General features: G+C 63.1%; 9 protein-coding genes. 4 read left to right on the top strand and 5 right to left on the bottom strand.

The genetic code is table 11. The features are described 5' to 3' along the window. The first annotated feature begins 24 nt into the window (after window positions 1–24). On the top strand, window positions 25–285 hold the full coding sequence (locus IG122_RS04000) for an FAD assembly factor SdhE (RefSeq protein ID WP_193180701.1): 261 nt from the start codon (window positions 25–27) through the stop codon (window positions 283–285). A 4-nt stretch (window positions 286–289) separates the two neighbouring features. Continuing rightward, window positions 290–3775, top strand: a complete 3486-nt coding sequence (gene mfd / locus IG122_RS03995) for a transcription-repair coupling factor (RefSeq protein WP_193180699.1) — start codon at window positions 290–292, stop codon at window positions 3773–3775. On the opposite strand, the gene IG122_RS03990 is transcribed toward mfd, so the two are convergent. Both IG122_RS03990 and IG122_RS03985 read right to left on the bottom strand, forming a co-directional pair. After that, the gene (locus IG122_RS03990) at window positions 3772–4092 is read right to left on the bottom strand and encodes a DUF1272 domain-containing protein (protein ID WP_193180698.1); all 321 of its coding nucleotides are present in this window, start codon (window positions 4090–4092) and stop codon (window positions 3772–3774) included. The two genes, mfd and IG122_RS03990, sit on opposite strands and share 4 nt — an antisense overlap. A gap of 8 nt (window positions 4093–4100) precedes the next feature. Then, window positions 4101–4754, bottom strand: coding sequence for a DsbA family oxidoreductase (locus IG122_RS03985; protein WP_193180696.1), 654 nt, complete (start codon window positions 4752–4754; stop codon window positions 4101–4103). A 135-nt stretch (window positions 4755–4889) separates the two neighbouring features. Here IG122_RS03985 and IG122_RS03980 point away from each other — a divergent pair, with 135 nt between their 5' ends. Further along, window positions 4890–6512: an acyl-CoA synthetase gene (locus IG122_RS03980; protein ID WP_193180693.1), complete on the top strand. Its 1623-nt coding sequence runs from the start codon at window positions 4890–4892 to the stop codon at window positions 6510–6512. A 9-nt stretch (window positions 6513–6521) separates the two neighbouring features. Here IG122_RS03980 and IG122_RS03975 read toward each other — a convergent pair whose 3' ends face one another. The 3 genes from IG122_RS03975 to IG122_RS03965 are packed head-to-tail and all read right to left on the bottom strand — an operon-like array spanning window position 6522 to window position 10484. Then, window positions 6522–7607, bottom strand: coding sequence for a mandelate racemase/muconate lactonizing enzyme family protein (locus IG122_RS03975; protein ID WP_193180691.1), 1086 nt, complete (start codon window positions 7605–7607; stop codon window positions 6522–6524). A gap of 46 nt (window positions 7608–7653) precedes the next feature. Next, window positions 7654–9471: an adenylate/guanylate cyclase domain-containing protein gene (locus tag IG122_RS03970; protein ID WP_193180689.1), complete on the bottom strand. Its 1818-nt coding sequence runs from the start codon at window positions 9469–9471 to the stop codon at window positions 7654–7656. Window positions 9472–9479: 8 nt separating this feature from the next. Next, window positions 9480–10484 (bottom strand): P1 family peptidase, encoded by a 1005-nt coding sequence (locus IG122_RS03965; protein ID WP_193180687.1) that lies wholly within the window; start codon window positions 10482–10484, stop codon window positions 9480–9482. Window positions 10485–10585: 101 nt separating this feature from the next. Here IG122_RS03965 and IG122_RS03960 point away from each other — a divergent pair, with 101 nt between their 5' ends. Continuing rightward, window positions 10586–12175 (top strand): peptide chain release factor 3, encoded by a 1590-nt coding sequence (locus IG122_RS03960; protein ID WP_193180679.1) that lies wholly within the window; start codon window positions 10586–10588, stop codon window positions 12173–12175. The last annotated feature ends 25 nt before the right edge of the window (window positions 12176–12200 follow it).

Raw genomic sequence — 12200 nt, 5'->3', positions numbered from 1 at the left:
TCAGACAAACCGGGAGTGAGACCGATGAGCGGGCTCGACGATCGCCGCAAGAAACTGATTTACCGAAGCGCCTATACGGGCACCAAAGAAACCGACCTGCTGCTCGGGGCTTTCGCACGCGCGCATATTGCTGAGCTTGATGAAGAAGGCCTCGACACCTACGAAGCGCTGCTCGAAATTCCCGATCCACGGCTCTACAAGTGGATCACCGGCCAGGAAGAAGCGCCGGAGGAATACGAAACCCCGATCCTGGACATGATCCGCAACTTCAAACTCGTCGACTAGTCTATTGAAATACGACAAAACTCTCCTCGATGGTTCCGCCAAGGTCGCTTTCTCCGCGGCGCCGGAAGGCCATGATTCCAGAATTCTGCTGCAGATCGCCGCGAGCCATGGCGGCGTCGTACATATCGCGCGCGACGATTCGCGTCTTGCCGTACTGCGCCAGTCGCTCGGCTTTTTCGCGCCGGAACGACCGGTTATCACGCTTCCCGCATGGGACTGCCTGCCCTATGACCGCGTCTCCCCGCATGGAGACCTGATCAGCCAGCGCGTTGAGGCACTTGCCCGCATTGCTTCATCCGGATTGCGGGGCGGGACTGTTCTGCTGACGACCGTGAACGCCTTGCTGCAACGCGTTCCGCCGAGACGCTTTTTCACCGATGTGGGACTGTCCCTGACGCCCGGCGCCAGCAGGCCCGTCGAGGAACTGGCCGCTTTCTTCGAGGCCAACGGCTACCACCGTGCCGCCACTGTGCGCGAGGCGGGCGAATATGCGATGCGCGGCGGTATCGTCGATGTCTATCCGCCCGGTGCGGAAGAGCCGCTGCGGCTGGATTTCTTCGGTGACGAGCTTGAGACCATCCGCTCCTTCGATCCGGTCAGCCAGCGCACCTCGGGCAAGCTCGATGCCTTCGAGATCTTCCCGGTCGGAGAATTTCGCCTCGACGAGGAGAGCATCCGGCGCTTCCGGGCCGGTTACCGAACCCACTTCGGCGGGGAGATTTCGAAGGATCCTCTCTATGACGCGGTCAGCGAAGGGCGCCGCCATGTCGGCATGGAGCACTGGCTGCCGCTCTTCCACGACGATCTCGAGACCCTGCTGGATTATACCGGCGCCGCGCCGCTCACTTTCGATCATCAGGACGACGCGGCCATCGCCGGGCGATTCGAGCTGATCGAGGAGTATTACGAAGCCCGCAAGAGCTTCCACGACCGGGGCACGCCGGACGGCGGCGTGATCTACCGGCCCTTGCCGCCGGACAGCCTCTATCTGACGCCAAGGGACCTGGAGAGCCTGCTCGCCAGTCATCCGGTCGGGCGCTTCACGCCATTTGCACTGCCGGAGGGCGGAGCCGGGCAGACGGTCGTCGATTGCGGCGGCCACGGCGGCACCGGCTTTGCCGAGGCCCGCGCCATGCCCGATACCGATCTTTATGGCGTGGTTCGGGACACGGTCCTGAAAGAGGCGAACACCCGCCGCGTGCTGATCGCCGGATATACCTCCGGCTCGCGCGACCGGCTGGTCACACTGCTGCACGAACATGGCCTCGAACGACTTGAACCGGTTACCTCGTGGAAAGAGGCGGACGCTCTCCCTGAGGGGACAGCCGCCGGCGTCATTCTGCCGCTGGAGCAGGGCTTCGCCAGCGACGATCTGCTCTGCGTTGCCGAACAGGACATTCTCGGCGAACGCCTTGCGCGTCCGACGGTGCGGCGCAAACGGCGCGGCGAGGAATTCCTGCAGGAAGTCTCCGCTCTGCACGAAGGCGACTATGTCGTCCATGTGGAGCACGGGATCGGGCAATATGACGGCCTCGAGACACTTGAGATCGGCGCCGCGCCGCATGACTGCCTGCGGCTGATCTATCTCGGCGGCGATAAACTGTTCGTCCCGGTCGAGAATATCGAGGTCCTGTCGCGCTACGGTTCGGCGGAAAGCGGGGCTCAGCTCGACAAGCTCGGCGGGGCCGCCTGGCAGGCGCGCAAGGCGCGAGTCAAGAAGCGCCTGCGTGACATGGCGGAGCAGCTAATTCGGCTGGCCGCAGAGCGCGAAATCCGCGAGGCAGAGCCTGTCGCTCCGCCGCCGGGCGTGTTCGACGAGTTCTGTGCCCGTTTCCCCTATACGGAAACGGACGACCAGCTGAAGGCAATCGAGGACACGCTGGACGATCTCAATCGTGGCCGTCCGATGGACCGCCTGGTTTGCGGCGATGTCGGGTTCGGGAAGACCGAAGTCGCGCTGCGCGCCGCGCTCGTCGTTGCCATGCAGGGCTTCCAGGTCGCCGTCGTGGTGCCCACCACGCTGCTTGCGCGCCAGCACTACAACCAGTTCGTCGAGCGCTTCAAGGGCCTGCCGGTGAAGGTCCGTCAGCTTTCCCGCATGGTTCCCGCGAAGGAGCAGACGGCGGTGAAGGAGGAACTGGCGAGCGGCGATTGCGGCATCGTCATCGGGACCCACGCCGTGCTGGCGAAGAACATCCGCTTCTCGAACCTCGGAATGGTGATCGTCGACGAAGAACAGCATTTCGGCGTCGCCCAAAAGGAGCGCCTGAAGGAACTGCGATCCTCGATCCACGTGCTGACCCTGACCGCCACGCCGATTCCGCGCACGCTGCAGATGGCGCTGAGCGGCGTTCGGCAGATGAGCCTGATCACCACGCCGCCGGTCGACCGGCTGGCCGTCCGTACATTCGTCATGCCTTATGACGGCCTCGTTATCCGCGAGGCGATCATGCGCGAGCATTATCGCGGCGGTCAGACCTTCTATGTCTGTCCGCGCCTGGAGGATCTGCCGCGCGTGCATGACCGCCTGACCCAGCTGGTACCGGAAGTCCGTGTTGCGACGGCGCACGGGCGGATGAGCCCGGCAGAGCTGGAGAAGGTCATGACCCAGTTCTGCGACGGGCATTACGACATCCTGCTCAGCACCAATATCGTCGAGTCCGGCCTCGACATTCCGAACGCGAACACGATCGTCATCCACAGGGCGGACATGTTTGGCCTAGCGCAGCTCTACCAGCTGCGCGGCCGCGTCGGACGCTCGAAGACCCGGGCCTATGCGTACCTGACAACCCATCCGACCAAGATCCTGACGGCGGACGCAAAACGCCGGCTCGAAGTGATGCAGACGCTGGACAGTCTCGGCGCGGGCTTCAGCCTCGCCAGCCACGACATGGATATCCGCGGCGCCGGCAACCTCTTGGGCGAGGAGCAGTCGGGCCAGGTGAGGGAGGTCGGCATCGAGCTCTACCAGACCCTGCTGCAGGAAGCCGTCCAGGCAGCGCGGGACGGCGGATTCGCCGAGGATCATGAGCCGGAAGAGCAGTGGACGCCGCAGATCTCTCTCGGCACGCCGGTATTGATTCCGGAAAACTACGTTCAGGATCTGACCGTGCGCCTCAGCCTCTATCGCCGCATCGCCAATCTGGTCGATGAGGCCGAGATCGACAGTTTCGCGGCCGAGCTGGCTGATCGGTTCGGCACGTTGCCGGCTGAGGTCGAAAACCTGCTGAAGGTCATCGCCATCAAGCAACTCTGTAAGCTTGCCGGTGTGGAGCGGGTCGATGCCGGGCCTAAGGGCGCGGTCATCAGTTTCCGGAACAACGATTTCGTCAATCCACGCGGCCTCGTCGGTTTCATTGCCAAACAGGCCGGCAGCGTGCAGCTCCGCCCGGACCACAAGCTGGTCTACCGGCGCGCCTGGGAGAAGCAGGATGTCCGCGTGCGTGGTCTGACGAGCCTGATGCAGGAGTTGGTGGCGATTGCGACCTAGCGGTCTTCCGGGGCGATGTCCTTGATCCTCGCGACGTGCGCGTCGATATCCTCGCGGCTATAGGGCGAATGGACCCTGACCTCCGACGGCGGCCGATGATCGCGTCCGAGTTTCTTCTCCGGTCGCCACGATCGGAGCGGCCGGATGGGCCGCGGCACGAAATTGCCGCCGCAGGTCGGGCAGACGCCGAGCAGCACTGTCTCGACGCACTCCGCGCAGTAGGTGCATTCATAGGAACAGATACGGGCGTCGCGGGACTCCGCCGGCAGATCGCGGTCGCAGAGTTCGCAGTTCGGCCTGAGTTCGAGGGCGACCATCTGGGCGGTCAGGCCTGATTGGCGACCGGCGATTTCTGCGAGGCATCTAGATCGAAGAGCGGGAAGAAGGCTTCCGGCTCCTGGGCGCCCGAGACCGCGTATTGCCGGTTGAAGATGAAGCAGGGCACGCCGTTGATGCCGTTCTCGTAGGCGAAGCGGGTCTCCGCCATCACCTCGGTCGCGCCGCCCTTGCCTTCGAGCCAGGTGCGGGTCTCTTCCGCGTCCATGCCGGAGGCCTCGGCAAGCGTGACGAGGTTGTCGAGATCCCCGATATCCACGCCTTCGATGAAATAGGCGTTGAACAGATTTTCCACCAGGGCGTCCGAGGTGCCCTTTGCTGTTGCAAGATTGATCGTGCGGTGCGCGAGCACGGTGTTCGGGGTGCGCTGGATCAGGTCGAAGCGGAAGTCGATGCCCTCGCCATCGCCCATGCGGCGAATATTGTCGTAAATCTGGCTCGCGCGCTCAGGACCGCCGAACTTGTTCTCCAGATAGGCCTGCCGCGACATTCCCTCGACCGGCATGTCCGGATTGAGCTGGAAAGCACGCCACTGGATCGTCAGGTCGGGCACCGGCCGCAACTTCAGCGCCCGCTCGAGGCGACGCTTGCCGATGAAACACCAGGGGCAGATTACGTCTGAGAAAATGTCGATCTGGGTCATTCAGGTCCGGCTCCCTGGGCCGTTATTGTGTCGGCTTGCGGTACGTGCGCAACAACCGTCTGGCGCGCTTGACGCTTTCTTAAAACGAAGAAACGATGTCCCGCAATCAGCACAGGGAAACATCTGGGGACGGAGATGTCGATATTTGAAACGGGCCTGGAGAGAAATGCGGCCAACTACGCGCCGCTCACTCCATCCGATTTCTTGGAGCGGGCCGGTTCAACCTTTCCGGACAAGGTCGCCATTATTCACGGTGAGTTGACCCGTACATACGGCGATTTTCTGAGCCGCAGCCGTCGTTTAGCGGACGCCCTCCGGAAACGGAATATCGGTCCTGGAGACGCCGTGTCCATCCTCGCCCCGAATACACCGGCGATGCTGGAAGCGCATTACGGAATTCCCATGGCGGGAGCAGTGCTGAACGCGATCAATACACGACTCGATGCGGCGACCATCGCCTTCATCATCGATCACGCCGAGTCGAAACTGGTCCTTGTCGACCGCGAACTCGCGCCCCTGATGGAAGAAGCGCTTGGCCAAACCTCCAATAAGCCGCCGGTGATCTGGATCGACGACCCGCTGGCCGAGGGCGGCAAGCCTCTCGGCGAAAAGGAATACGAGGATTTTCTGGCCGAGGGCGAGCCGTCGCCTGACTGGCCGCGGCCGACCGATGAGTGGCAGTCGATGTCGCTCAACTACACGTCCGGCACCACGGGCAATCCGAAAGGCGTCGTCTATCACCATCGCGGCGCATACGTGAACGCAATGGGCAACGCCATCGCCTTCGGACTGACCTCTTCCTGCCGTTATCTCTGGACCCTGCCGATGTTCCATTGCAACGGCTGGACCTATACCTGGGGCGTGACCGCCGTCGGCGGGACCCATGTCTGCCTGCGCAAGGTCGATCCCACGCAGATCTTTGATCTGATCGCCCGCCACGGCGTCACCCATATGTGCGGCGCGCCGATCGTCCTCACCATGCTGATTCACGCCCCGGCGGATCAGAAGACCGCGTTTCCGCAGACGGTGAACATCGCGACAGGCGGCGCGGCGCCGCCGAGCGCGGTCATTTCCGCCATGGGAAAGATGGGATTCGCCGTTACGCATCTCTACGGCCTGACGGAGACCTATGGCCCCTCGACGATCTGCGCCTGGCCGCCGGAATGGGACGAGCTCGATCTGGAGACGAAGGCGGAGCGGATGGCGCGGCAGGGCGTCTGGTATCCGACGCTGGAAGGCATGAAGGTCGCCGATCCGGAGACCGGACAGGAGGTGCCGCGCGATGGCACGACCATCGGCGAGCTTTGCCTGCGTGGCAACACGATCATGAAAGGGTACCTCAAGAACCCGAAGGCGACCGCCGAAGCGCTCGGCGACGGCTGGTTCCGCACAGGCGACCTCGCGGTTCTGCATCCGGACGGCTATGCCGAGGTGAAGGACCGGTCCAAGGACATCATCATCTCCGGCGGCGAGAACATCTCCTCGCTGGAGATCGAGGAGGTGCTCTACAAGCATCCGAAGATCATGGAAGCCGCCGTGGTCGCCAAGCCTGACGAAAAGTGGGGCGAGACGCCCTGCGCCTTCGTCACCGCTGCGCCCGGCGCCGGCGAGATCGATGCCGAGGAGATCACTGCCTGGTGCCGACAGCACATGGCCACCTTCAAGACCCCGCGCACCATCGTCTTCGGCGAACTGCCCAAGACCTCAACCGGCAAGATCCAGAAATTCGTGCTCAGGGAACGCGCAAAGGAACTGTAGGGCGCCGGGTCAGATCCGGTAGCGATCCAACGTCGACGGATTCGGTTCGAAACCGATCCCGGGGCGGTCCGGCACGGCCACCACGCCTTTTTCCGGCAACGGGATTGAAGGATCCAGATAGGCGTCCGGCGTGACATAAAGATGCTCGAACTGCTCGCAGATCCCGCGGGCGGCCATGAGCTGGAGCGTCGCCCAGTAGCCGGGACCGAAATAGGGCGCGTGCGGCATGATCTTCGCGCCGTGCCGTTCCGCGAGATCGCAGACCTTGAGGAACTCGGTGACGCCGCCGACCTTGGTCACGCTCGGCTGCAGGTAATGGATGGCCGGCGCCGTGCGGGCGAATTCGACCGAAGTGCAGGCATTTTCTCCACTCGCGATCGGCACGCCGTATTCCGTCTGCAGCGCCCCCAAAACCTCGGCGTCGTCCGGCGGAAAGACCGGCTCCTCGACCCAGTAGAGATCGAGCCGTTTCATCTCCGGCATGATCTTTCGTGCGAATTCCAGCGACCAGTTGCAGTTCACGTCGGTGGAGATCTTCGTCGCCGCACCGGCGCCGTCGCGTCCGGCCTCGATGGCCTCAAGCGCGATCTCGTGCAGCTTGACGGTGCTGTACCCCTCATCCACGACCTTTGCGCTGAAAGAGCGGACCAGATCCGGCTCCCCGTAGCGCACCAGGCTCGCATAGGCGGGCAGGGAAGTCTTCGGCTTGTCCGCGAGCAGCTTTGCCAGGGAAACACCTTCCGTCTTCGCCTTCAGATCCCAGAGCGCGATATCGACGGCGGAGATGGCGAAGATGGTGATGCCATAGCGCCCGTGCAGATGCAGACGTTGCTGGAGCTCTAGATTGAGAGCTGCGAGATCGTTGATCTCGCGCCCGATGAGCAGCGGAGCGACCATGTCCTCGATGGCCGCGACCGTGGCCCTGCGGCAGGAATAGGCGAATCCGTCGCCCCAACCGACGAGGCCGTCCTCGGTCTCGATCCGCACCAGCGCTATGTCGAGCTTGGTCCATTTCGTCGGCATCAGCCCGACGCCGGGACTTCCGTCCTCGAACGGGATCTGCAGGGGGATGACGTCGACGCTCTTGATCTTCATGTGATTGCTTCCTCCAGGCACGTTCCGGCGTGCCCTCGTTTGTTTCTTATTTCCGGTCGAGATTGAGACGGTAGACCTTGACCGCACCGCTGCGCCCGCGCAGCTCGAATTCTCCGACATCCTCGAGATCGGGGGGATTTCCGGCCGCAACGGCTGTTTCCTCTGACACGAGGACGCAGAGATCCGTTCCGGGGGCGACCTGCTTGCCGAGCTGCTCCAGCCGGTTCGCGACATTCACCGTGTCGCCGATCATGGTGTAGTTGATACGCCCCGGCGCACCGATATTTCCGACAACCGCCCGCCCGGTCGCGATGCCGAGGCGGATATGCAGGACCCGCTGCCCGGTCCGTTCTCGGCGCTCATTATCCGCGCGCAGCAAATCCGCGATCCGCCGGACAGAGCGCAGACAGGCCGCGGCGTGATCCTCGCGTTCCGCGGGCGCGCCCCAGAATGCCATCACGCTGTCGCCGACATATTTATCGATATTGCCGCCTTCGGCCTCGATCGCCTCGTTCATCAAAGTGAAGTGATCGTTCAGCAGCGCGACGATTTCTTCCGCGGGAGCGCTCTGCGAGAGGGTGGTGAAGCCGACGATGTCGGAGAACAGCACCGTGACTTCACGATCAACGGAGGAAATGCCGGTCGGCTCCGACTTGTCCAGAATAGCCCGCACGAGCGAGCGTGGCACATAGATGCCGAACTGGGCGAGCCCCTTCACCATCCGGTTGAAGGCCATCGCCGCGTCGTTGAATTCCTGCACCGAGTTTCCGCCGATGGGAACAACGTGGTCGAGATCGAACTTGGCAACGGCATTGGACGCCGTCGCCAGTTCGCTGACCGGCTGTCGGATCCGTTCCGCAAGCTGCCAGAGGCGCAGCATGGCGAGTGCCATCACCCCTAGGCCCGCAAGGGCGCCATAAGCCAAATAACGAATCATGTCCGTGTAGCTGGAGGAATCCTCGTCGACATATATTCCGACGGTGAAAGCTCCGTCCTGGCTCACCGGCACATCGAGCGTCAGGGAAAAATAGCGTTTGTCATTGATCCTCGCTCTTCGAATCTTGATGCCGTCACCATCCTCGAGGTCGTCCACCTTGTGCTGCGCAGGATCGAGAAAGGCGGCGAGCACCGGGTCACCTATTTCCGATCCGTGCAGCAGCGGTTTCTCGGCCGTCATGCGTTTCGCGATCTCTGGATCGGTGAGGGTTGGATGCGCGATGACATAACCGTCATTGTCCACGACGAAGACCAGACCGCCGACCAGGTCGACCTGACTGGCGAAGACGGACAGGTCGTAGAGCGAAATCGCACTGGCGGCGAACCCGAGATAGGTGCCGGAATCGTCGAAGATCGGATTTCGCGCTGTCACGAGAGTCCGGCCGACCAGCCGGGAGAAGATCGGTTCGGCGACATAGGGTTCGGCCACCAGACGGGCTTCCTTGACCGCCCGATCCGCCTCCGAACCCGGCGCATAATTGTGCAATCTGGCCGTGCCGTCCGCCTGCACGGTCTCATATCTTCCATCGGTCCAGAAGAACGCCATTCCCCGGATCTGCGGATCGAGCTGCATGGCGGTCCGGGCCATTTCGATGTTAGTGGGACTGACGTTGGGGCCCTCGGGAAGGACCTTTCGTCCGATGACCTCGGCCGTTCTGATCGCCGGTTCCATATGCGTGGAGAGAAACCGGACCGTGGTGTGGATCACGTTTCCGGCATTCTCACGCAGTATGACAAGCGCCCCCTGGGTCCCGAAATACATCGTGACCGCCATAAGGGCGGCAAGGGCGACCAGAAACAACCCGCCGATATCGCGCAACAGCAGGGTACGGATGGTGATCCTGCTTTCCGGTGTGAGGCTGTTCATGTCGATCTTCATGTCATTCCGAAATGCGCGCGGTAGCCTGTCGCATCTCCCAGACTTTCAGCCTCATAGATCCCGCGGGCAATCGCCCGTGCAAGACAGTTGGCCGCATAAGCCCCCAATCGTGCAAGGTCTAAGGCCGGATCGGCGAGCGCTCTTCGTCCGGTCGAAACGCCGAACACCGTATCGCCGTCGAACGGCGTGTGGGCGGGGCGGATCGCATGCGTCAGGCCCTGCTGGGCCATGAGCGCGAACTGCCGGCACTCCGCCTTCGAAAGCCGCGCGTCCGTCGCAACGATGGCGATCGTGGTGTTCTCTCCCGCGCGGGCGAGTTTCGGCAGACGGATGCCGCTTGCCCTGTCTTCCGGCACAGGCGTCCTACCGCCGAATTCTCCGTCGATCTCTAAATCCCAGGCGAAGAACGCGCCGGAGACCGGAAAGGTCGCGGCCCCGACCGCGTTCACCGCAACCAGCGCACCGACCGTCGTACCATTCTCGAACCTGATCGAGGCGCTCCCGAGCCCGCCCTTGAAACCGCTCGCCTGTGCACCGAAGCCAGCGCCTGAGTTTCCGAGTGCGAAATCCGCCGCCGCGCTTTCCGCCGCAGCACGTCCGAGCGCAGGGTAGGGGCTTTCCTCACCCCAGTCCTTGTCGCCGCCATTGTTCAGGTCGAAGAGAATCGCTTCCGGCACGATGGGGACGACGGAAGGCCCGACCTTGAATCCGATCTCCCTGGCGCGGAGATGGGCCATCACCCCGCCTGCTGCATCGAGCCCGAAGGCGGAGCCGCCGCTCAGGACCAGTGCATTGACCGCGGCCACAGTCGCTTCCGGGCGCAGCAGGTCGAGCTCCCGGCTGCCGGTACCTCCACCCCGTGCATCGACCGAGGCGACCATCTCTCCGCTTTCCGGTATGAGCACCGTGACCCCGCTTCGGACCCGCTCGTCATGTGCGTTGCCGACCAGCAATCCCGGTACGTCGGTGATCAGGTTCATTTCGCCCTGCCGCGGCTGCATCTTTCCTCCCCAAACGAGGCATACCCGCCTCTAAGGATCGTCTATTGGACTGATCGCACAAAATCTTTATATACACGGCGTTCTCCAACAAGGACGGTTTGATGAGTTCCCTGCACCAAGCGGTCGAGCGCCGGCGCACCTTCGCGATCATCGCGCACCCGGACGCCGGTAAGACCACGCTCACGGAAAAACTGCTGCTGTTCGGCGGCGCCATCCAGATGGCGGGCGCGGTCAAGGCGCGCGGTCAGCAGCGGCGTGCGCATTCCGACTGGATGAAGGTCGAACGCGAGCGCGGCATTTCGGTCGCCTCGTCGGTCATGACCTTCGACTACGGGAACAACACCTTCAACCTGCTCGACACGCCGGGCCACGAGGACTTTTCCGAGGACACCTACCGGACGCTGACCGCGGTCGACAGTGCGATCATGGTGATCGATGGCGCGAAAGGCATCGAGGAACAGACCCTGAAGCTGTTCGAGGTCTGCCGCCTGCGCGACGTGCCGATCATCACCTTCGTCAACAAGATGGACCGAGAGGCGCGCGACAGTTTCGAGCTGATCGACGAGATCGAGCAGAGCCTCGCGCTCGACGTGACGCCGGCGAGTTGGCCGATCGGCATGGGGAAGAGCTTCCGCGGCTGCTACGATCTCCTGAACGACAAGCTGATCCTGATGGAGCGCGGCAGCCACGACGCACCGGATGAGGGTCAGACCTGCAAGGGTCTCGACGATCCGAAGCTGGATCAGCTGCTGCCGGCCTCCGCCGTCAACCAGCTGCGCGAGGAAGTCGAGATGGCGCGCGGGCTCTGTCCGGAATTCGATCCGGAGGCCTTTCTCGGCGGCCACATGACCCCGGTCTATTTCGGCAGCGCGGTGAACAATTTCGGCGTCCGCGAGTTGCTCGACGGTGTCGCACGCTATGCGCCGTCGCCGCGCCCGCACCCGACCAAGACCCGCAAGGTCAATCCGGACGAGAAGAAGGTCGCGGCCTTCGTCTTCAAGATCCAGGCGAATATGGATCCGAAGCACCGGGACCGTATCGCCTTCGCGCGAATCTGCTCCGGACATTTCAAGCGCGGCGCCAAGCTGAAGCATGTCCGCAGCGGCAAGATCATGAACATCCACAATCCGGTGATGTTCCTGGCGCAGGATCGCGAAATCGCCGACGAGGCCTGGCCCGGCGACATCATCGGCATTCCGAACCATGGCAACCTGCGGATCGGCGATGCGCTGACCGAGGGCGAGGATCTGCAGTTCAACGGCATCCCGAGCTTCGCGCCGGAACTGCTGCAGCGGGTCCGGCCGACCGACCCGCTCCGCGCCAAGCATCTCGAGAAGGCGATCGTCCAGCTTGCGGAAGAAGGCGCGGCGAAGGCCTTCAAAACCCGGATCGGCGGAAGCTGGATCGTCGGTGTCGTCGGCGCCCTTCAGTTCGACGTTCTGGCGGACCGCATCCGCACGGAATACGACGTTCCCGTCACTTTCGAACCTGCGGCGCTTCACACGGCACGCTGGCTCGAGGCGGACGACCCGGCGGAGCTGAAGAAGTTCATGGACGCCAATCAGGGCGATCTCGCCGACGACCATGACGACATGCCGGTCTTCATGGCCCGCAACGGCTGGCACCTTCAGCACACCGCCGAGAACTGGCCGAAGGTGAAGTTCCTCAAGGTGAAGGAGCAGATGGCCTGAGCGGGCCATCTGTCCAACCAGATGT

The organism is Nisaea sediminum, from assembly GCF_014904705.1.
Lineage (GTDB): Bacteria > Pseudomonadota > Alphaproteobacteria > Thalassobaculales > Thalassobaculaceae > Nisaea > Nisaea sediminum.
Note: the sequence above shows the minus strand (reverse complement) of the source record. Positions and strands in the feature narration are given on the sequence as shown.

What these genes read in the sequence shown, in the direction of transcription:
- IG122_RS03990 (WP_193180698.1), bottom strand. Translation starts at nt 4,092, where the DNA reads ATGGTCGCCCTCGAACTCAGGCCGAACTGCGAACTCTGCGACCGCGAT.
- IG122_RS03985 (WP_193180696.1), bottom strand. Translation starts at nt 4,754, where the DNA reads ATGACCCAGATCGACATTTTCTCAGACGTAATCTGCCCCTGGTGTTTC.
- IG122_RS03975 (WP_193180691.1), bottom strand. Translation starts at nt 7,607, where the DNA reads ATGAAGATCAAGAGCGTCGACGTCATCCCCCTGCAGATCCCGTTCGAG.
- IG122_RS03970 (WP_193180689.1), bottom strand. Translation starts at nt 9,471, where the DNA reads ATGAACAGCCTCACACCGGAAAGCAGGATCACCATCCGTACCCTGCTG.
- IG122_RS03960 (WP_193180679.1), top strand. Translation starts at nt 10,586, where the DNA reads ATGAGTTCCCTGCACCAAGCGGTCGAGCGCCGGCGCACCTTCGCGATC.
- IG122_RS03980 (WP_193180693.1), top strand. Translation starts at nt 4,890, where the DNA reads ATGTCGATATTTGAAACGGGCCTGGAGAGAAATGCGGCCAACTACGCG.
- IG122_RS03965 (WP_193180687.1), bottom strand. Translation starts at nt 10,484, where the DNA reads ATGCAGCCGCGGCAGGGCGAAATGAACCTGATCACCGACGTACCGGGA.
- IG122_RS04000 (WP_193180701.1), top strand. Translation starts at nt 25, where the DNA reads ATGAGCGGGCTCGACGATCGCCGCAAGAAACTGATTTACCGAAGCGCC.